This window comes from Gluconacetobacter tumulisoli (assembly GCF_014174155.1).
Classification (GTDB): Bacteria; Pseudomonadota; Alphaproteobacteria; order Acetobacterales; family Acetobacteraceae; genus Gluconacetobacter; species Gluconacetobacter tumulisoli.
This window is the reverse complement of the sequence record NZ_JABEQM010000007.1, coordinates 44,767-65,222: the sequence shown is the minus strand read 5'-3', so window position 1 is coordinate 65,222 and position 20,456 is coordinate 44,767. Positions and strand designations below refer to the sequence as shown.

Below are 20,456 nucleotides of genomic sequence, written 5' to 3'. Positions count from 1 at the left end.
CCGCCGGCCGCTCCGGCGGCCCGGATCGCGACCTTCCGGACGTGTCTTGCAGTCATCGCCCGGATGATACCCTCTTTCCCGCCGGGCGGAAGCCCGCTTGTGCATGCCCCCGCCCGTGCGGGCGGCGCAAGGAAGATCGCGGGGCCGGGGCGGGCCTATGTCATGCCGGGATCGCCACCGCCCGGCGTGCCGCGCATTCCGTCTCGGCCGCCAGGCCGCGCAGGAAGATCCGCACCCAGCGGCGGATATTGGCCTCGGTCGCCGCGGGGGTGGCCGGTTCGCGGCAATGGAACAGCTCGCCCAGGATCATCTTGCCGATGGTCATGCCGAACAGGCCCCGGCCCAGGTCCACCACGTCGTCGATCGCATAATGTCCGGCGGCCTGCTGGCGAAGCAGCCAAGCCTCGACCTGGTTGCTGTGGCCGCTGATCTCGATGCTGTCCATGATCTTGCGGATCTCGCGCGAATCCCGGATTTCGCCCACGATCGCGCGGACCAGGCACATCCGGTCGGGCTGCAGGACATTGGACGCGATCGACAGCAGGATCGCCACCAGCTCGTCCTCCGCCGTGGCAAAGCAGCCGGCGGGCGGGATGTACTTCCCCTCGAACAGCCGCTCGCGGATCAGGTTCCGAAACAAATCGTGCTTCGACGGGAACATCTGGTAGATCGTCTTCTTCGACATGCCGGACACATGCGCCAGCTTGTCCATCGACGCGGAATGATAGCCGTGGTCGTGCAGTACCCTGCAGGCTGCCTGCAGGATCAGGTCCCGGCGCTCGCCCTCCTCCAGCACGGGCGGTCGCCCCGGGCATCGCTTCTCCTGGCATGCGGCGACGGTGTCGTCGGCGGGCAGGGGCGGCATGGCCGGTATCGTGGCCCCGGTGTCGGGCATTACCGGTTCTCCTCGTAACGTCTGGTCGGCAGATCCGCAGATCGGCGGGCTCGGTTGGCGGGCCCCACTCGGCGGGCTCCAGGTCGGCGGGACCCACGGCAGCGGGCCCCCCGTCGGGCATTGACCGGATTTTAGAAACGAAATAGTTTCCGATCAAGAAAACCACGCAGTTTCCATATGACGGTCGTGCATGGGTCCTTTTCGGCAGGCTGCCCGGCTCGCGAAATCCCATGCCTCAATTCGTGCCCGCACCACGTTTTTTCCAGGGTTGAACCACGCAATGACGTACCCTCGTCCCTCTCGTGCCGTCCTCCTCGCCGCCGGCGCGTCGCTGGCGCTGGCCGGCTGCGGCCGGAAGGCCGCCCCTCCCGCCCCGCCACCGCAGGCGGTGGACGTCATGACCCTGCGCGCCAGCCCGGTCGGGATCACCACCGACCTGCCCGGCCGGACCGAGGCGGTGGAGATCGCGCAGGTCCGCCCCCAGGTGAACGGCGTCATCCAGAAGCGGCTGTTCGTCGAAGGCTCCGACGTGACGGCGGGCCAGCAGCTCTATCAGATCGACCCGTCCGCGTACCAGGCCACCTATGATTCGGCGCATGCGCAATTGCTGCGGGCCCAGGCCGCCCGCGTCACGGCACAGGCCCGCCTGGACCGCTACGGCCCGCTGGCCCGCGCCCATGCCGTCAGCCGGCAGGATTACGACGACGCCCTGGCCACCGCGCGGGAAGCCGACGCCGACATCGCCCAGGCCCGCGCCACCATGAACCGCGCGGCGGTTGACGTGGGCTATACGCGCGTGCTGTCGCCCATCTCCGGCAGGATCGGCCGGTCGCTGATGACGGTGGGCGCGCTGGCGACCGTCAACCAGACCTCCAACCTGTCCATCGTCACCCGCCTCGACCCGATCTATGTCGACGTGAACCTGCCCGCCACGCGCCTGCTGGAACTGCGGCGCGAACTGAAGCAGGGCCGGCTGAGCCGCGCCGGCGACGACGCCGCGACCGTCAGCCTGACGCTGGAGGACGGCAGCAGCTACGAAACGCAGGGCCGCCTGGAATTCTCCGAGGTCAACGTGGACGAAACGACGGCGACCGTCGTCGTCCGCGCCGTGTTCCCCAACCCCGACCACATGCTGCTGCCGGGCATGTACGTGCACGCCGAATTGCAGGAAGGCGTCGATCCCACCGCCCTGCGCGTGCCGCAGGTCGCGGTGGCGCGCACGCCACATGGCGACCCGATCGTCATGGTGGTCGGCACGGACAGGAAGGTGTCGATCCGTCCCGTCACCACCGGGCCCGCCGTCGGCACGGACTGGATCGTGACCGCCGGGCTGAAGCCCGGCGAACAGGTCGTCGTCAGCGGCCTGCAGAAAATTCACCCGGGCGACACCGTCAATCCCAGCGAGGTCGCGCAAACGGATGCCCCCCAGGGGCAGGGCAAGGCGGGATAATCGTCCATGTCGCGTTTCTTTATCGACAGGCCCATCTTCGCATGGGTCATCGGCCTTGTGATCATGCTGGTCGGCGCCGTTTCGGTCTTCCGCCTGCCGATCGCGCAGTACCCGTCCATCGCACCGCCGCAGATCGCCATCAGCGTCACCTATCCCGGCGCGTCGGCCGAAACGGTCAACAACACCGTCGTGCGGCCCATCCTGCAGCAGATGTACGGGCTGGACCATCTCGAATACGTGTCGGCGCAATCCTATGCCAGCGGGCAGATGGAAATCGACCTGACGTTCGAGCAGGGAACCAATCCCGACATCGCGCAGGTCCAGGTGCAGAACAAGCTGCAGCTCGCCCAGCCGCGCCTGCCGTCCGAGGTCACGGCCCAGGGCCTGACCGTCACCAAGGCGGTCAGGAACTTCATGCTGGTCCTGGCCTTCATCTCGACCGACGGGTCCATGTCGGGCTTCGACATCGCCGATTACGTGGCGTCGAACGTCTCCGACCCGATCAGCCGCGTGTCCGGCGTGGGCGACCATACGCTGTTCGGCTCGGAATACGCGATGCGCATCTGGCTGGATCCCGGCAAGCTGTTCAAGTACGGCCTGACCATCAGCGACGTGCAGGCGGCGATCCAGGCCCAGAACATCCAGGTCTCGTCGGGCGAAATCGGCGGCCTGCCGGCCAAGCCCGGCGCGCGCCTGGACGCTACCATCATCGGTCCGACCCGCCTGACCTCGCCCGAGGAATTCGGCAATATCCTGCTGCGCGTGCAGCAGGGCGGATCGCAGGTCCGCATCCGCGACGTGGCGCGGGTGGAACTGGGGCCGCAGAGCTACACCGTCAGCTCGTACTACAACAACAAGCCCACCGTCGGCATGGCGCTGAAGCTGGCGCCCGGGGCGAACCAGCTGACGACCGAAACCGCCGTGCGGGCCGAAATCGACCAGCTGTCCAAATTCTTCCCGCCGGGGCTGAAGGTCGTGTATCCGCTGGATACCGAGCCCTTCATCGTGCTGTCGATCAAGGAAGTCGTCATCACCCTGCTCGAGGCCATCGGCCTGGTGTTCCTGGTGATGCTGGTGTTCCTGCAGAATTTCCGCGCGACGCTGATCCCGACCATCGCCGTGCCGGTGGTGCTGCTGGGCACCTTCGGGGTGCTGGCGGCGCTGGGGTTCACCATCAATACCCTGACCATGCTGGCCATGGTGCTGGCCGTCGGCCTGCTGGTCGACGACGCCATCGTCGTGGTGGAAAACGTCGAGCGCGTGATGGCGGAAAAGAAGCTGTCGCCCAAGGAGGCCGCGCGCGTCTCGATGGACGAGATTTCCGGCGCGCTGGTCGGCATCGTGCTGGTGCTGACGTCGGTCTTCCTGCCGATGGCGGCGTTCGGCGGGTCCACCGGCGTGATCTACCGCCAGTTCTCGATCACCATCGTGTCCGCCATGTGGCTGTCGGTCCTGGTCGCCATGATCATGACGCCGGCGCTGTGCGGCACGATGCTCAAGCCCGGCACGCATGAGAAGACGCGCGGGCCGGCGGGCTGGTTCAACCGCGTGTTCGACCGCACGAACCGGGGCTACCAGTCCGGCATCCGCTGGATGCTGGGGCGCTCGGCGCTGTCGCTGGTGCTGTACGTGGCGGTCACCGGCCTGACGGTGTTCCTGTTCACCCGCATTCCCGGCGGCTTCCTGCCGGACGAGGACCAGGGGCTGGTATTCGGCCAGGTGACGACACCGCCGGGGTCCACCAAGGAACAGACGGCCGCGGTCAACCGCAAGGTCACCGACTACATCCTCAAGTCCGAGGGCAGCAACGTCGTCTCGGTCTTCTCGATGAACGGCTTCAACTTCGCGGGCCAGGGCCAGAACGCCGGCGCGTTCTTCATCCGGCTCAAGGATTGGGACGTCCGTCCGGGGGCGGCGCGTACGTCGTCTGCGGTCGCCATGCGGGTGATGATGCATTTCTGGGGCGATCCGGAGGCACAGATCTTCGCCATCAACCCCCCGGCGGTGCTGGAACTGGGCAACGCGACCGGCTTCGACCTGGAACTGGAGGATCGCGGGCATCTGGGGCATGACAAGCTGCTGGCCGCCCGCAACCAGATCCTGATGGCGGCGGCCAAGGACCCGCGCCTGGTGGCGGTGCGTCCCAACGGCATGGAGGACGCGCCCCAGTACAGCCTGAACATCGACCGCGAGAAGGCGAACGCGCTGGGCATCACCAATGCCGAGATCAACACCACGATCCAGGGCGCGCTGGGCTCGATCTACGTCAACCAGTTCATGCGCGACGACCGCGTGAAGCAGGTCTACATCCAGGGCGAGCCCGATGCCCGCATGCTGCCCAGCGACCTGGACAAATGGTACCTGCGCAACGCGACGAACGGCCTGGTGCCCTTCAACGCCTTCGCCTCCGGCAAATGGATCGTCGGCCCGCAGAAGGTCGAGGATTACAACGGCCTGAACGCGTTCGAAATCCTGGGCCAGCCGGCGGCGGGCTACAGCACCGGCACCGCCGTCACCGCGATCCAGGAAGCCCTGGCCAAGCTGCCGCCGGGCATCGGCTATGAATGGACCGGCCTGTCGTTCGAACAGATGGCCTCCGGTTCCTCCACCGCGCCGCTCTATGCCCTGGCCGCGACCGTGATCCTGCTCTGCCTCGCGGCCCTGTATGAAAGCTGGGCGATTCCCTTCGCGGTGCTGCTGGTCATCCCCCTGGGCGTGCTGGGCGCGCTGGCGGCGACCCTGACGCGGGGCCTGGCGAACGACGTCTATTTCCAGGTCGGCCTGCTGACCACCGTCGGGCTCGCGGTCAAGAACGCGATCCTGATCGTGGAATTCGCCAAGGCGTTCTTCGAGGCCGGGGACGATCTGGCCGAGGCCGTGGTCAAGGCCGGCCGCGAACGCCTGCGCCCGATCCTGATGACGTCGATCGCCTTCGTCTGCGGCGTGTTTCCGCTGGCCGTCTCGACCGGCGCCGGGTCGGGCGCGCGCGTCGCCATCGGCACCGCCGTGGTCGGCGGCATGCTGTCGGCGACCTTGCTGGCCATCTATTTCGTGCCGCTGTTCTTCGTTCTGGTGCTGCGGCTGTTCCGGGTGACCCGGATCAAGGACCGGACGGACCCGCATGCCGCGCCGTCCGGCGCGTCCCATGCGCCCGGTCAGGAGTAAGTCGATGAAGGGAGTTCTCCATCCGCGCCGGGCGGCGCTGCTGCTGATGGCGGCCCTGCCCGGATGCACCCTGATTCCGGACTACAAGCGCCCGCCGCTGCCGGTATCGGCGACCTGGCCCCAGGGCGCGGCCTATCACGCCAGCGGAACCGGGCAGATCGGCACCGCGGCGTCCGAACTGGGCTGGCGCGACTTCTTCATCGATCCGCGCCTGCAGGCGGTGATCGCGCTGGCGGTGCGCGAAAACCGCGACCTGCGCTCGGCCGCGTACGCGGTCGTCCAGGCGCAGGGCCAGTATCGGGTGCAGCATGCCTCGCTGTTCCCGCAGATCGGTTCGACCGGCCAGGCCATATATCAGGCGCCGTCCGGGAACGCGGGCCTCAGCTTCGCGCCGGGCCTGGAGGCAGGCAAGAACGGCCAGGCCTACGGCAACGGTCACGTCTTCAAGTTTTACCAGGCCGGCATCGGCTTCTCGTCCTACGAGGTCGACCTGTTCGGCCGCATCCGCAGCCTGTCGCGCGAGGCGACGGACGAGATGATGAGCCAGGTGGAAAACCAGCGCAGCGTGCTGATCAGCCTGATCTCGCAGGTCGCGACGACCTATGTCGCCTGGCTGGCCGACCGCGAGCAATTGCGCGTGACGGAGCAGACCCTGGCGTCGCAGCAGGAAAGCCTGCGCCTGACCCAGGCCCGCTTCGACCGCGGCGAAACCGAGCAGCTGACCCTGCGACAGGTCGAGACCGAGGTCGAGCAGGCGGCGGCCAACCGCGCGCAATATCAGCGGCAGGTCGCGCAGGACGAAAACCAGTTGGTGCTGCTGGTGGGGGCGCCGCTGCCGGCAGACCTGCCGCCGCCCGCGCCGTTCGGCCACCAGACCGTGCTGGCCGATTTGCCGGCCGGCGTGCCGTCGGACCTGCTCGACCGGCGGCCGGACATCATGTCGGCGGAATATGCCCTGCTGTCGGCCAATGACGACATCGGGGCCGCGCGCGCCGCCTTCTTCCCGCGTCTGATCCTGACGGCGTCGGACGGGGTGTCCAGCCTGCAGTTCCGCAACCTGTTCACCACGGGCGCCACGACGTGGGGGGTCAATCCGCAACTGCAGATCCCGCTGCTGACCTGGGGCCAGAACGAAGGATCGCTGCAGGTGTCGAAGGCGCGGCGGAACCAGCGGCTGATGGCGTATGAAAAGGCGATCCAGACCGCGTTCCACGAGGTCTCGGACGCGCTGGCCGCGCGGTCGACCTACCTGGACCAGTCCCGCCAGACCGACGCGCTGGTCGCCTCGTCGGGCGACGCCTATCGGCTGGCGCGGATGCGCTTCGACGCGGGCGTGGATTCCTACCTGACGACGCTGGACTCGCAACGCACGTTCTATAACGCGCAGCAGAACCAGATCGTGGTGCAGGAAGCGCGCTACCAGAACCTGATCACCGTCTATCGCGCACTGGGCGGGGGCTGGACGGAACACGCCCCGGCCGCCACCGCGACGGCGGCCCACCCGGCCGGCCCGACCGCCGGCTGAACGCCGGCGACAAAACGGCATGCGTGCAGAAGGCGGGCCCCAGGCCCGCCTTTTCGCATTTCGGGTCGCCATGCGCCCGAAATAACCGATGGTCGTGATCCGGGTATATTGTGCGGTGCAATGTATTGTGCAGTGCAACAAAAGCAGTGTTTTGCGTTTATTTGTATATTTCCGTTGACGGACAGAAAAAAACAGATCATTAAAGACCTACCAGAGCGAGAAGACCGGAACGGCCCGCTCCCAAGAACAAGAAACCTGCGGCATTACGATCGTGGGAATGAAAAGCCAGGGGCCGTGACGCCCTTGGGACCTGATTTCGCAAGAGGTGCATCGCATGCGATGCACCTCTTTTTTTGTTCAAATTCCCGCGATACCCGCTAAAACCCCACCGGTGAAACCCGCAGGAGTGAAAAGACGCAGGCCGTGAAAACCCAATCCCACGATCCCAGGTTGGTCATCGCCGTCATCATGGTGACCGTCGCGATGGGGGCGCTGGACGCCATTTCGCTGACCCACCTTCAGGTTTTCACGGGCTACATGACCGCAACGGTCATCCTGATCGCCGTGCATCTGGTCTCCGCCCAGTCCATCCTTGGCCCGGGGCTGCTGGCCATCTCGTCCTATCTGGTCGGCGCCGCGCTGGGCGGCCGGCTGGTGCGGCGGGCGCATTCGCGCCGGCGCACCGTCGCCGACCTGCTGATGGGCGTAGGCGCGCTTATCCTGGCGGCGGCGGCGATCTGGTGGGTGGACATGACGTGGCGGTACTATGTCACCCTTGTCGTCCTGGCCGTCGCGATGGGGTTGCAGACCTCGGCCACCCGCCACGCCCAGGTCACGGACCTGACCCTGCCGGCGGCGACCCTGCTGTTGCACGGCCTGGTGCATGACAGTCGCCTCGCCGGCGGCCCCGCGCGCGGCACCTGGCGCCGGCTGGCCGCCATCTTCGGCCTGTTCGGCGGGGCGGTGCTGGGCGCGTGGGCGTCCAGCCTGTCGGTGCCGATCGCGATCGCGCTGGTCGGGCTGACGATCACGGGCGCGGGATTCCTGCTCTATCTCCGCGATCACCCGCTGCTGGAGCGGCTGGAAAACGTCAGCCCCCTGTAGGCGACCGACGTGCCCAGGGGCGCGCCCAGCTTGGCTGCATTCCAATTGCGGATAAATGGATTGGTTTCCAAAGGCCTGCGGCCTTTGGCGGGTTTCAGGGCAGAGCCCTGAACCTCAGAAGGTCTCATACCCGACGCCAGACAGGACGATCCGGCGGCCCGGTCCCCGCCTGTGGCGAGGAACCGGGTGCCGGGGTCAGGGGACGAGGGCGACGCGCAGCGTGTTGGTGCTGCCGGCGACGCCGAAGGGCAGGCCGGCGGCGATCACCACGGTGTCGCCGGACCGGGCCAGGCCGCTGGACACGGCCGCTTCGATCGCCTGGTCGACCACCGTCTCGACCGTGCGGACGGGGGTTTCCTGGCCGACCGATTGCGCCAGGACGCCCCACACCACGCACAGGCGGCGGGCGATCTCATCCGTGGGCGTCAGGCCGATGATCGGGCAGGACGGACGTTCGCGCGAAATGCGCAGCGCCGTGGCGCCCGCCAGCGTGAAGGCCACGATGGCCCGCGCACTCACGGTAGTGGCGATCTGGCCGGCCGCGGCGGCGATCGCATCGGCGACATAGCCCTCGGGCGCCGGGCAGCTGGCCTGCATGATCGACAGCCAGACCGCGTCGTCTTCCACGCGGCTGACGATGCGGTTCATGATGCTGACGGCCTCCAACGGGAACTGGCCCGCCGCCGTCTCGGCGGACAGCATCACCGCGTCCGCGCCGTCGAACACGGCCGTCGCCACGTCCGACGCCTCGGCCCGGGTGGGGGTCGGCGCGCTGATCATGCTTTCCAGCATCTGGGTGGCGACCACCACCGGCTTGCCCATCTGGCGGGCCAAGCGGATGATCCGCTTCTGCGCCAGCGGCACGGCCTCGGGTGGCAGTTCCACGCCCAGGTCGCCGCGCGCGACCATCACCGCGTCGGACAGCCGGACGATCTCGTCCAGATTGTCCATCGCCTGCGGCTTCTCCACCTTGGTCATGATCCAAGCCCGGCCGCCGGCGATGGCGCGGGCCTCTTCCACGTCCTCGGGACGCTGGACGAAGGACAGGCCGATATATTCGACGCCCAGTTCCAGGGCGAAGTCCAAGTCCTTGCGGTCCTTGGCCGTCAGGGCGGGAATCGGCAGCACGATGTCGGGAACGTTCACGCCCTTGCGATCCGACAGCACGCCGCCGACGGCGACGATCGTGTCCAGATGGTCGGGACCCGTCGCGCTGACCACCAGGCGCAGCTTGCCGTCATCCAGCAGCAGGTTGCTGCCGACGGTCGCGGCATGGATGATTTCGGGGTGCGGCAGGCGCACGCGCGTGGCGTTGCCCGGGGCGTCGTCCAGGTCCAGGCGGAAAGTGGCGCCGGTTTCCAGCGTGACGCGGCCGTTCTCGAATGTGCCGACGCGCAGCTTGGGGCCTTGGACGTCGGCCAGGATCCCGATCGGCCGGCCCAGTTCGGCCTCGACGGCCCGGATGATCTCGTGACGCGCGGCATGGTCCGCGTGCGTCCCGTGGGAAAAGTTCAGGCGGAACACGTCGGCGCCGGCTTCCGCCAGGGCGCGGATCGTGGCCCGGTCGGACGAGGCCGGGCCAAGGGTCGAGACGATTTTCGTCCGCCGGGGGCGGGACGCGGAGACGATGGTCATTGGGCGCTTTCTCCTTCTGGGTTTTGTTTCGACCGGACGCCGGTCGTCAGGACGGCTGGATCGTCTCCTGCGGCAGGAGGCCCCAGACCGATCTGCGGTCCAGCCAGCCGGAATAATGTTGCACGCTGACCCGGCACCAGGTGGTACCGGCGGCGCAGGTGCGGAATGTGCCCACCGCCCCGGGCCGCAGGACCGCGACGACGGACGACGCGGCATCGGCCGACGACCGCAGCATGACGGCGCCGGGGATCGTGGCGGCCTCGGCCGGGTCCGCCAGGCGGCCGACGATGCGCGTGTCGGAATGGCCGGTCGGGTCGGCCGGCGCAGTGCCGCCGGTCCTGTCGCCGGACGGCGTGCCGGCGGCGGGCGGGGTGGTCGGCTGGGTCGGATCGACCGGCGGCAGGCCCGGCACCACGAAGGTGCGCGTGCCCACCAGGGTGGCCTGGTGAACCCATCCCTTCTGCCCGTCGGAATCCTCGACCAGCCGCCAGACGTCGAATTCGCGTTCGATCTCCACCGGCAGGTCGCGGCGATGGTACACCCACTGGATCGGATAACGCTGCCCCGGGCCCGACCGCATGTTGACCTCGTCGGCGCGCAGCGCCGCGAAGCGCGGCAGGGGCAGGCCGGTCACCGTGCCCTTGTCGGAGGCGCCCGCAGCCGGCGGCACGTCGGTGGGCAGGGTCGTTCCGCCCGCGGGGGCGGCTCCTCCCACCGCGGCGGTTCCCGTGGCGACCCCTGCCGCAACCCCCACGGCGGCGCCGGTGGCGATCCCCGCTGCATGCCCTGCATGTCGCGTCGCGGTCGCGGCAAACCCGTGCGCCGCACCGTGGGGGGGCGGACCGTGGGGATGATGCGGCGGGGCCTCGGCATGCCGGGCATGGGCGGAAGACGGGGCCGGGTGCCCGGTCGTCGCGTGGTGATGGGGGTGGCGATGGTCCCCTGGGCCATGCGTGGCGGGGGCCGCCCTGGATTTCGTGCCCTTCGCCCCCGTCGCGGTGACGGTGCCTGCGTGATGGTGATGGTGGTGGCGGGCCGTGGTGGTGGCCTGGGTCGCGGACCCCGGGTTCACGGTACCCTGGGCTGCCGCCGCCGTCGCGTGGAACGCCGCGGGGATCATCAGGGCCATCGACAATGCCCCGCGGCCGAGGCGGCCACGCGCGCGGGCAGACGGGAGGGGAAATGCGGAACGGATCATGGCTGCATCCCTGCCAAGGCCTACGCCGCTCGGCAAGGGGGATCCGGCGTGGCGGCCGGGAACGGGCAGGTCATCCTGCCTCACAGGCTAATGATCTGCCGGCCGCGGGCCGCATCGAGGAATGTTGGAATGCCAGCCACCCGGACCCCGGACAGCAACGCGTCCGCGGGCAGACCGGCGATGCGCAGCCCGGATTCGCATGCCAGCAGGACGCCGTCCAGCTCGCGCACCGCAGCGCGCAACGTGTCGAAACCGGCGACGCCGCTGGCCTGCACCCCCGCGTCGCGCCCCGCCTCGCGCAGGCCGTTCCAGTCCCGGGCCAGGGCATGCACCCCTTGTCCGGCTGCGAACAGGACGACCGGTCGATCGACGGCCAGCGCCCCCGCCGCCAGCACGAACGCATAATGCGCGCGCTCGTACCCTCCATCCAGCAGCAGGATCGCCAGTCCCCCGGCCGGGGAGGCGTCGACGGGCCGAAAATCCTCAACCGGCATGGATGTCGCAGGCCTCCCTCGCGGTCGTCCCCCGTGCAGGCGCCTCCGGAGCGCTCGCGCCATGTGCCGTCAGGTCGCGGATCGTCGCGTCCGGGCCGCAGAGCGGGCATTCCGGATCAGGCGACAACCGGATGGTATGGAACCGCGCGGCCAGCGCGTCCCAGACCAGAAGGCGTCCCGACAGGCTTTCGCCGATGTCCAGAAGCTCCTTCAACGCCTCGGTCGCCTGCAATGTTCCCATCACCCCGGTCACCGCGCCGAAAACCCCGGCCTCGGCGCAGGACAGAACGCTGGCGGCGGGCGGTGCGGATGGATACAGGCAGCGATAGCACGGCCCGCCACGATGCGGCCGAAAGGTGGAAATCTGGCCCTCGAACCGCAGCACGGCGGCCGAAATCAGGGTCCGCCGTTCCAGCGCGCAGGCGTCGGCCACCAGGTAACGGGTGCCGAAATTGTCGCACCCGTCGCAGACCAGGTCATAGCGCGCGACCAGCGCGCGGGCATTGTCCGCGTCCAGCCGCACCGGGTGGCGATCGACCTGGACCAGCGGATTGATCGCATGGATCGCCTCGGCGGCGGACTCCACCTTGCGCCGGCCGATCCGGTCGGTGGTGTGCGCGATCTGGCGTTGCAGGTTCGACAGCTCGACCACGTCGTCGTCGACCAGCCCGATGCGTCCGACCCCCGCCGCCGCCAGATACAGCGCCACCGGCGATCCCAGGCCGCCCGCGCCGACCACCAGCACGCTGGCGGCGCGCAAGGCCGCCTGCCCGTTGCCCCCGACTTCGGGCAGCAGGATATGGCGGGCGTAGCGCTGGATCTCGGCTTCGGAAAAATCAGGGATCATGCATCTGCCTCGGATGGGCGTTTCCGCATGGTATGGGCCGGAGGCGGCCGGACGAATACGGCCTTCAGATCATCTTTTTGTGACAATTTATTTCGCGCGGCATGAAAACCATGCATGTCCGATATGCTTATCATATGATCGAGGTGCAAGAGCAGGGGACGATTTGATGTACCGTTTGGGGCGTCTGATGCCAGTCGGTCACATGGCTGCCGTCCGTCGGCAGCAGGCCCGGCGGATCTGTGCCGTAACGCTGGTGATGTCCCTCTCGCTGTTCGTCGCCTCGCCCTTCGTGACGCTGTGGTCCGTTTCCTCGGCGCTGCAGGCCAACGACATGCGGGCGCTGGGATCGTTCCTGAACTGGCGCGCGGTCCGAACCAGCCTGAAATCCCAGATCGTCGACAGCGTCGTTGGCACCCAGGCGTCCGCCGACGACCTGCCGGAATTCGGATCGTCCTTCGCCACGGCGGCGGTGTCCAACGCGGTGGACCTGAACGTGAACGCCACCAATCTCGGGTCGCTGGTCGGGCAGGTAATGCCCGTGACGCCTGCCGTTCCGCTGGAATCGCGGGTCGCGATCCTGCATCACGTTCATGTCCGTTTCCTGCGCCCGGACATGTTCGAGGCCAGCATCGCGGTGCCGGGACACGACCAGGAAACCCCGCTGCACCTGCAGATGCGCATCCAAGGCTGGCGCTGGAAGATCACGCGGGTGGACCTGCCGTCCGCGCGCCCCGGCCACCGGATCATGGAGGCCTCGGCCGCGTCCGCCCAGGCGGCCCTGCTGGTCCGCTAACCCGCCGGATCATCGCCATCCCACGCCCCTTTGGGAAAGGGCTTTCGAAAACGACGCCTTTGATGGGATTCAAGGGGCAGGGCCCCTCGAATCACCGGACCGGCAATCGCGAAAGTCCAGGCGGGCGGTTCAGCGGCGCGGACGCGCGGTTGCGGTCTCGGCTGGCAGATCTTCTTCCAGGATGGTCATATGAAGGGCGTAGGATACTTCGCCCTCGTCCTCGTCGCGATGGATCGTGCCGACGACCTCGCCCTTCACGGCAACCTCGACCGACAGCCCGGCGCGCGGCGGGGCATTGACCGTCAGTTCGGGCGAACCCAGAAGCCGGCGCAGGCAGACCTGCAGGCGGGCGATCTCGGAGGCTGACATGCTGCTCATAATTTTATGCTCCCTGGGGATATGGCATTCCGGTTCCGGTCTGGTATGCGGGCGGCCGGGCCGAACGAAATCCGGCGTGCCGGACGGGTCGCCGCCCGCTATAGGCACATGGGCCCCCGCCCGCAACCATTCCCGCGACCGTTCGCGCCTGCCCCCGAAACGTCTTCTTGCCGCCCGGACCATGCCATGATCCGCCGCTTTTCTCCATTCCCTCGTCTTGTGTCCTCGACATGGAGAATGGTCTTGCGGATGCGCGCCGCCCTTTTCGCCCGTCTTGCCCGCCCGTGGGGCCTGGCCTGCGTCGCCTGTCTGGTCATGGCCATCGTGGCCCGGGCCGGTGCGGTGACGCCGCCCTTCGGCCCCACCGAGGCCGCGCGTACCCTGACGGCCCGCACGCTGGCACGGCAGATCCAGCAGGACGGGCCGCAGAAGGTCGTGCAGACCCTGACCCAGGACAAGGAATGGCCCCGCGTGCACCGCGCGGTGGCGACCGGCTGGCAGAACTGGATCGTGCTGGTACCCGATTTGATGCCGGCGACCGATCCGGCGACCGCCCGTTCCCTGCAGAATGCCCTGCGCCAGGCGCTGCCGCGCAATCCCCGGGCCGTCCTGGCAGCGCTGGATCCCAAGAACGGAACGCTGCGGGGCGGCCGGACGATCTGTACCCCCGCCGGCATGCCGGCCAGCTGGCGCCGCCGTTCGATCCGCGCGGTCGAAGCCCTGCACGATATCCACCTGACGGACCAGAGCGCGGACTGCCTTGATGCCCTGAACGGCAAGACAGGCTCATAGGTCCCGGAACCTCGAATTCCTCGGGCCGTTCCCTCTCGCCCTGGTCAGGCCTGGAACTGGAACTGTTCGAAGCGGTGCAGCGTCTCTTCGATCAGCGCCTTATGTGATGCCGCCGCGCCGCGCCCGACCCAGTTCCAGTGCTGGATGTTCAACGCGCGGGCGCCGCGATCGGCCTTGAGGTCGATGGCCGCCACGATGTCGTCGCCGACCAGGACAGGCAGGGCAAAATAGCCGAACAGCCGCTTCTCCTTCGGCGCATAGGCCTCGAACCGGTGATCGTACTCGAACATCAGCCGCAGCCGCTTGCGCTGGATGATCAGGGGATCGAACGGCGACAGGATATGGACCGGTTCCCCGGCCGGGCGCGCAGGGACCAGATCCTCCGGCCGGATCCAGTGCGCCGTTCGTCCCGCCCCTTCGACCATGACCGGCAGCAGACGCCCGCGGCGCACCCGCGCTTCGATGGCCGCGCGAACGCCCGCCTTGCGGGGAGCGTCGAGATGGCAGATCGAATCCAGGCTCACCAGCCCTTGCGACCGCAGGGCGCGGTCCAGCAGGTACTCCGCCTTCCGCTGCGCCGAGACCGGGCGGGGCGGCGTGTCCCAGCCAAAATGCCGCCCCATCATGTCATAGGTCTTCACCATGCCGGTCCGCGCGCTGACCGTCAGCAGGCCGCTATGGAAGGCCAGTTGCAGGGCGCGTTTCGACGGCTTGCGGCTGGCCCAGGCATGGTCCTTCTCGACCAGCACGTCATCGTCGATATCGCGGATCGACAGCGCGCCGTCCCGGCGGACCAGCGTCATCACCTTGCGCAGGTCCTCGGACGTCACCCTGTCGAACCAGCTTCCCGGCGACCGGCGGCGATCGCGCATGTCGTCAAGGAAGAAGCGCAGGTCCCGGGTGGGCACGTAGGACAGGGCGTGCGTCCAGTATTCGAAGATCGTCTTGTCCACGCTCTGCGCCTGCTGCAGGTGCGCCCGCCGGTATCCCGGAATCCGGCTCCACAGGATGTGGTGATGGCAGCGTTCGATCACGTTGATCGTGTCGATCTGCACATATCCCAGATGCTCCACCGCCGCGCGCGTGGCCTCCGGCCCATCGCCGAACGGCGACGCCGTGTCCAGGCGCTGCGCCCGCAGCCAGATGTGCCGGGCCTCGGCCTTCGTCAGCGGGACCGGGGAACTGGGCATCGGGAATGTATCCGGCATGGTGGCGCGCTGGGTGATGTTCCATTTTTGTTCATGGTCGCGGGGACGTCAAGATCCCCTCCGGGGCGCGGACCGTTCCTTGACAAGGCGAGTCCGAACGGGCCGTACCAATATGCCCTCGCATGTCGGGGATCCGTCTGAAACTGCTTCTCTGGAAAGGAGGCATCTTGCCTCGGAAATCGTATCGTCACCTCTTGTACGGCATTTTCGTCCCCCTGGCCCTGGCCGGCTGCGGATATGATGATTCCCGAGCCGCCCACTGGGCGCAAATCGGCATGATCGGCATGACGTCGAACGATTTGCAGGCCTGCGCGGGCCCGCCCGACAAGGCGGTGACGCTGAACGACACGACCAGGGTGTTCCAGTACGGCTACAAACCCGGGGTCAGCGGCTCGTTCAGCATCAGCCCGCTGAATCTGGCGACGATCAATTACGGCGGCAACGGCAGCTATTGCGTGACGAACGTCCGCCTTGTCGGTGACCGGGTGACCGAAGTCCATTATTCCGGCGACAACGACAAATTCATCGGCACCGATGGCGTATGCGCCGCAATCGTCCGCGGCTGCGTCCGGCAGCCCGAGGCGACGATGCGCCCGATGCAGGGCGGACTGTTCGGCCCGGTATCGGCCTTCTCCGCGCCGCCGGTGCCGCCGCAGCCCGCGTCGGCGGTCTATAATCCCCAGCCGCTGGCGACTGCGCCGCGCCTGGTCGACAAGCCGTAAGCGATCCGGGGGATTTGCCCCCTGGCCCCCCCATCAAAGGCTTGCCTTTGAAATCCAGTTATACGGGCGGCTTCCACCCGTGGCGGGCCAGGGTGGCGCGGATGTGGGCGGGGGGCAATGCCTCGGCGACGACGGGTGGCGACAGCGGCAGGACCAGACGGCGGCTCATCAGATGCAGGCGATGGCCGTCCGGCGGGCCATAGACCGGGTCCCCCAGGATCGGGCAGCCCAGGCTGGCGCAATGGACCCGCGCCTGATGCGTCCGCCCGCTCAGCAATCGTAGTTCCAACCAGCTTTTCCGCCCGTCGGAGGCCAGCACCCGCCAGTCGGTCCGCGCGACCTGGCCATCCGCCGCCGCCACCATCCGCCAGCCGGCCGGATCGGACCGCCGGGCCAGCGCCAGATCGACGGTACCCTGCTCGGCGGCGGGGCGTCCGTGTACCACCGCCCAATAGGTCTTGGCGGCGGCACCCGTCGCAAAACACTGCTGCGCCGCCAGCAGCGCCTGCTTGCGCAACGCGATCACCAGGCAGCCTGACGTGTCGCGATCCAGCCGATGGGCCAGCCACGGCCCGTCCCGCCTGCGCGACAGCAGGGGAAACGCATCCTCGACCGACGGACCGCCGCCCGGCCCCGGGTGGACCGACAGCCCGGCCGGCTTGTCGATCACGACGAAGCGGCTGTCACGGAACAGAACCGGAAACGGGTCCGGGGCGGAGGTCATGCGGCGGACCCCTCGCGACCGCCCACCCATCCGCGTATCATTCGTCCTCGGTACGGCGCAGCAGCACCTCGCGGCGACCGACATGGTTGGCCTCGCTGACGATGCCTTCCTTTTCCATCTGCTCGATGATCTTCGCCGCGCGATTATATCCGATGGACAGATGGCGCTGGATGAACGAAGTCGAGGCCTTGCCCTCGCGCGCCACGATGGCGACCGCCTGGTCGAACAGGCTCGTCTCTTCGTCGAAACCGCCGCCGCCCAGCCCGTTGCCGGACGACCGGCCGCCGCCGCCGTTGCTGCCGCCATCCTCGTCCTGGGCGGATATGACGTCGTCGTCATAGATCGGCTCGCCCTGGCTGCGCAGGAAGCGCACCACGTCTTCCACCTCGGTGTCGCCGACGAAGGGACCATGGACGCGCGTGATGCGCCCGCCCCCTTGCATGTACAGCATGTCGCCCTGGCCCAGCAGCTGCTCGGCCCCCTGTTCGCCCAGGATGGTGCGGCTGTCGAACTTGCTGATGACCTGGAAGGAAATGCGGGTCGGGAAATTCGCCTTGATGGTGCCGGTGATGACATCCACCGACGGGCGCTGGGTCGCCATGATGACATGGATGCCGGCGGCGCGGGCCTTCTGGGCCAGGCGCTGCACCGCGGCCTCGATTTCCTTGCCCGCGACCATCATCAGGTCCGCCATCTCGTCGATCACCACGACGATATAGGGGATGGAATCCAGGGCCAGCTGCTGTTCCTCGAAGGTCGGACGGCCGGTCTCGGGATCGTAGCCGGTCTGCACCCGACGGGTCACGACCTCGCCCCGCGCCCGGGCCTCGGCCACGCGCTCGTTATAGCTGCCGATATTGCGGACCTGCAGGTGCGACATGGCGCGATAGCGGCGGTCCATCTCGCGTACCGTCCATTTCAGGGCGGCGACCGCCTTGGCCGGCTCGGTCACCACCGGGGTCATCAGGTGGGGGATGCCCTCATAGATCGACAGTTCCAGGATCTTCGGGTCGATCAGGATCAGCCGGCACTCCTCCGGCGACAGCCGGTACAGCAGCGACAGGATCATCGCATTCACGCCGACCGACTTGCCCGACCCGGTCGTGCCCGCGATCAGCAGATGCGGCATCCGCGCCAGGTCGCCGTAGACCGGCACGCCCGAGATATCCTTGCCCAGCGCCAGGCACAGGCGCGACGGTGAATGATGCCAGGCATCGTCGGTGAACAGTTCGGACAGGTACACCGTCTCGCGCATCGCGTTCGGCACCTCGATGCCGATGACGTTGCGCCCCGGCACGGTGGCGATGCGCACGCTCAGCACCGACAGCGATCGCGCCACGTCGTCCGCCAGCCCGATCACCCGGGCCGAACGGATGCCCGGCGCGGGTTCCAGTTCGTACAGCGTGACGACGGGGCCGGCATGGATCTGCCCGATCTGCCCCTGCACGCCGTAATCCGACAGCACGGTCTCCAGCAGGCGGGCATTGGCCTGCAACATCTCCTGCGACGGTCCGGTCTCGGTGCGTGACGGGGCCGCCCGCAACAGGGCGGCCGACGGCAGGTGCCACGGATCGCGCCCGTCGGCGGGCGGCGGGGTATAGTCCCCCCGCGTGGCCGGCCGATCCTCGATGCCGGGGGCATGGTCCTCCGGCGCGGATGGCCGGTCCCCGGCGGCAGGCCGGCCGCCGAACAGGCGGTCCAGGAAGGTGCCTCGCGGCGCCTCGGCGGTCGCCGAGGGGGAGATGGGGGCCATCTCCTCCTCCTCGGGGAAGGCGGGTTCCTCGGTGCTCCAGGCCACGCCGTCCTGCGTGCGCGGGCCACCCAGCAGCAGCGGCGGCGGATCGGTGGCGTCGTCATCGCCCATGCCCGGCGGCTGCACCCAGCCGGTGCCCAGCGACGGACGGACCGCCGTCCGGGCGGCTGCGGCCGGGCGCGCGGCGGGGCGAGGTTCGCTCCGCTCGACCCGCAGCGTGCGGGGCGGCGGCGCGGGCGCGCGGGCGGTGGCATTCATTTCGGGACGGGGCGGCGGGGGCGGGGCGCCGTCCAGCGCGCCGTCCCAGCGTCCAGCGCCGGCGGTCGCCGTATCGGGGACCGGGCGGCCCGGCATGCGGCGGACCAGGCGCGCCGGCTGCCGGGCCGCCACGCGGATGCCCCGGCCGATCGCGATCCATTCGGCCAGCGACAGCCCCATCGCCAGCGGAACCAGCAGCACCGTCAGCAGCAGCCCCAGCCCCCAGACCGCCAGCCGTCCCGCCGGCCCCAGGATCGACGCCCCGGCCTGCAGCGCGGCATGGGCGATCGACAGGCCGAACGCTCCGCCGGGCCCGGATTCGGTGGGCCAGCGGGGCGCGGGCAACGACGGGACCAGCATCGGCATGGCCGCCAGCAGCGCGCCGATCACCGGCATGGCGCATAGCAGGGCGACGATCCGCAGCGCCACCGACCCCACACCGGCATGCCGGATGACGCGCCAGCCCCACGCCGCCAGCGCCAGCACCGGCAGGGCCGACAGGATGCCCACATTCTGCAGCAGCGCGTCGGCCAGGTAGGACCCCACGATCCCCAGCAGGTTCGTGGGCACCTGGCTGCTGGCGGTGTTCATCGACGGGTCGAGCGGGCTGTAGCTCCAAAGCGCGGCGGCCAGGGCCAGCGCCAGCAGCCACAGCGTCATGCCCCCCAGTTCGCCCAGTCTCTGCCGCGCGGCCGACCGGATACGCGGGGAGATCAGGGAGGCGGGGATGAATCGGCCAAGGGTCGGCAAAGACTCGGATCCTGTGTGCGGGGCCTGTCGTCCCTGCGGAAACGGGACGTTTCCGCAGGGACGGCAGGCGCGATGAAGCCGGTGGGGCCGCCCGGCGCCGGGCCGAGGGCTGCGGAACCGGATGAACTATAGCCTCCTGGCCCCTGAATACAGAAGGGAGTTACGCGCCTATTCCGGCATTCCCGTGGCGGCGCGCCAGATCGACAGCCGTGCCGCCCCATGCCGGCGTTCCGCCAGCAGCGGGCCCGTCCCGGCCGGCAGCGCGTCGGACGGCACGTCCTCGTCGGCGGCGGTCTCCACGACGATCAGCGCGCCGGGCGCGATCCATCCGGCCCGCGCCAGCGCGCGCAGCGCCCGCTCCGGCAGGCCCTGCCCGTAAGGGGGGTCCAGGAAGACCAGGCCGCAGGCCCCCTGTGCGCCGGCGGGTGGCGGACGGGTGACGTCGATGGGGCGGATGGTGGCGGCGGCCTCGGCATGGCATGCGGCGACATTGGCGCGCAGCGCCGCCAGCGCCGCGCGGTCGGTTTCGAAGAACGTGCAGTGGGCCGCGCCGCGCGACAGGGCTTCCAGCCCCAGGGCGCCGGTGCCCGCGAACCCGTCCAGTACCCGCGCGCCCACGACCGCGCCGACCCCGGCCCAGGGGGCATGCAGCAGCATGTCGAACAGCGCCTGCCGCACGCGATCGGCGGTGGGACGGGTCATGCGGCCGGGCGGGGCGGCCAGCGCCCGCCCGCGATGGGTTCCGGCGACGATGCGCATCCGGGA

At 68.9% G+C, this 20,456-nt stretch carries 17 protein-coding genes; 7 read left to right on the top strand and 10 right to left on the bottom strand.

The annotated features are described in order from the left end of the window. Nucleotides 1–160 precede the first annotated feature (160 nt). Complete coding sequence (locus HLH28_RS09955) at nucleotides 161–895, bottom strand: TetR/AcrR family transcriptional regulator (RefSeq protein ID WP_246395929.1); 735 nt, start codon at nucleotides 893–895, stop codon at nucleotides 161–163. A gap of 280 nt (nucleotides 896–1,175) precedes the next feature. On the opposite strand from HLH28_RS09955, the gene HLH28_RS09950 reads away from it, so the two are divergent. The 4 genes from HLH28_RS09950 (at nucleotide 1,176) to HLH28_RS09935 (ending at nucleotide 8,139) form a co-directional block, all read left to right on the top strand. Continuing rightward, a complete protein-coding gene (locus HLH28_RS09950; RefSeq protein WP_182958401.1) occupies nucleotides 1,176–2,345 on the top strand; it encodes an efflux RND transporter periplasmic adaptor subunit in 1,170 nt (389 codons plus the stop codon). A gap of 6 nt (nucleotides 2,346–2,351) precedes the next feature. Then, nucleotides 2,352–5,510, top strand: a complete 3,159-nt coding sequence (locus HLH28_RS09945; protein ID WP_182958398.1) for an efflux RND transporter permease subunit — start codon at nucleotides 2,352–2,354, stop codon at nucleotides 5,508–5,510. Nucleotides 5,511–5,514: 4 nt separating this feature from the next. Continuing rightward, complete coding sequence (locus tag HLH28_RS09940; RefSeq protein ID WP_182958395.1) at nucleotides 5,515–7,035, top strand: efflux transporter outer membrane subunit; 1,521 nt, start codon at nucleotides 5,515–5,517, stop codon at nucleotides 7,033–7,035. Between the two features lie 423 nt (nucleotides 7,036–7,458). Next, a complete protein-coding gene (locus HLH28_RS09935; protein ID WP_182958392.1) occupies nucleotides 7,459–8,139 on the top strand; it encodes a DUF1275 family protein in 681 nt (226 codons plus the stop codon). Nucleotides 8,140–8,334: 195 nt separating this feature from the next. On the opposite strand, the gene pyk is transcribed toward HLH28_RS09935, so the two are convergent. From pyk to HLH28_RS09915, 4 genes are all read right to left on the bottom strand, one after another. Then, nucleotides 8,335–9,774 carry a pyruvate kinase gene (gene pyk / locus HLH28_RS09930; protein WP_182958389.1) on the bottom strand — a complete coding sequence of 480 codons (1,440 nt, stop codon included), beginning with the start codon at nucleotides 9,772–9,774 and terminating at the stop codon, nucleotides 8,335–8,337. A gap of 46 nt (nucleotides 9,775–9,820) precedes the next feature. Then, nucleotides 9,821–10,903 (bottom strand): SH3 domain-containing protein, encoded by a 1,083-nt coding sequence (locus tag HLH28_RS09925; RefSeq protein ID WP_408869838.1) that lies wholly within the window; start codon nucleotides 10,901–10,903, stop codon nucleotides 9,821–9,823. A gap of 149 nt (nucleotides 10,904–11,052) precedes the next feature. Continuing rightward, nucleotides 11,053–11,466: a DsrE family protein gene (locus HLH28_RS09920; protein WP_182958387.1), complete on the bottom strand. Its 414-nt coding sequence runs from the start codon at nucleotides 11,464–11,466 to the stop codon at nucleotides 11,053–11,055. Further along, nucleotides 11,456–12,313 (bottom strand): HesA/MoeB/ThiF family protein, encoded by an 858-nt coding sequence (locus tag HLH28_RS09915; protein WP_182958384.1) that lies wholly within the window; start codon nucleotides 12,311–12,313, stop codon nucleotides 11,456–11,458. Before HLH28_RS09915 ends, HLH28_RS09920 begins: the two co-directional genes overlap by 11 nt. A 202-nt stretch (nucleotides 12,314–12,515) precedes the next feature. Here HLH28_RS09915 and HLH28_RS09910 point away from each other — a divergent pair, with 202 nt between their 5' ends. Beyond that, complete coding sequence (locus HLH28_RS09910) at nucleotides 12,516–13,106, top strand: DUF2939 domain-containing protein (protein WP_246395925.1); 591 nt, start codon at nucleotides 12,516–12,518, stop codon at nucleotides 13,104–13,106. A 129-nt stretch (nucleotides 13,107–13,235) separates the two neighbouring features. Here HLH28_RS09910 and HLH28_RS09905 read toward each other — a convergent pair whose 3' ends face one another. After that, complete coding sequence (locus HLH28_RS09905; protein WP_182958377.1) at nucleotides 13,236–13,484, bottom strand: DUF3126 family protein; 249 nt, start codon at nucleotides 13,482–13,484, stop codon at nucleotides 13,236–13,238. Nucleotides 13,485–13,733: 249 nt separating this feature from the next. Here HLH28_RS09905 and HLH28_RS09900 point away from each other — a divergent pair, with 249 nt between their 5' ends. Further along, the gene (locus HLH28_RS09900) at nucleotides 13,734–14,276 is read left to right on the top strand and encodes a hypothetical protein (protein WP_246395922.1); all 543 of its coding nucleotides are present in this window, start codon (nucleotides 13,734–13,736) and stop codon (nucleotides 14,274–14,276) included. Nucleotides 14,277–14,320: 44 nt separating this feature from the next. Here HLH28_RS09900 and HLH28_RS09895 read toward each other — a convergent pair whose 3' ends face one another. After that, on the bottom strand, nucleotides 14,321–15,466 hold the full coding sequence (locus HLH28_RS09895) for a winged helix-turn-helix domain-containing protein (protein ID WP_182958370.1): 1,146 nt from the start codon (nucleotides 15,464–15,466) through the stop codon (nucleotides 14,321–14,323). A 185-nt stretch (nucleotides 15,467–15,651) separates the two neighbouring features. On the opposite strand from HLH28_RS09895, the gene HLH28_RS09890 reads away from it, so the two are divergent. Further along, nucleotides 15,652–16,206 (top strand): hypothetical protein, encoded by a 555-nt coding sequence (locus HLH28_RS09890; protein ID WP_182958367.1) that lies wholly within the window; start codon nucleotides 15,652–15,654, stop codon nucleotides 16,204–16,206. A gap of 58 nt (nucleotides 16,207–16,264) precedes the next feature. Here the strand turns inward: HLH28_RS09890 and HLH28_RS09885 are convergent, their stop codons facing one another. The 3 genes from HLH28_RS09885 to rsmD form a co-directional block, all read right to left on the bottom strand. Further along, nucleotides 16,265–16,930: an RluA family pseudouridine synthase gene (locus tag HLH28_RS09885; RefSeq protein ID WP_182958365.1), complete on the bottom strand. Its 666-nt coding sequence runs from the start codon at nucleotides 16,928–16,930 to the stop codon at nucleotides 16,265–16,267. Nucleotides 16,931–16,967: 37 nt separating this feature from the next. Further along, complete coding sequence (locus HLH28_RS09880) at nucleotides 16,968–19,691, bottom strand: DNA translocase FtsK (protein WP_182958362.1); 2,724 nt, start codon at nucleotides 19,689–19,691, stop codon at nucleotides 16,968–16,970. Nucleotides 19,692–19,859: 168 nt separating this feature from the next. Then, complete coding sequence (rsmD, locus tag HLH28_RS09875; protein ID WP_182958359.1) at nucleotides 19,860–20,450, bottom strand: 16S rRNA (guanine(966)-N(2))-methyltransferase RsmD; 591 nt, start codon at nucleotides 20,448–20,450, stop codon at nucleotides 19,860–19,862. Nucleotides 20,451–20,456: the final 6 nt, after the last annotated feature.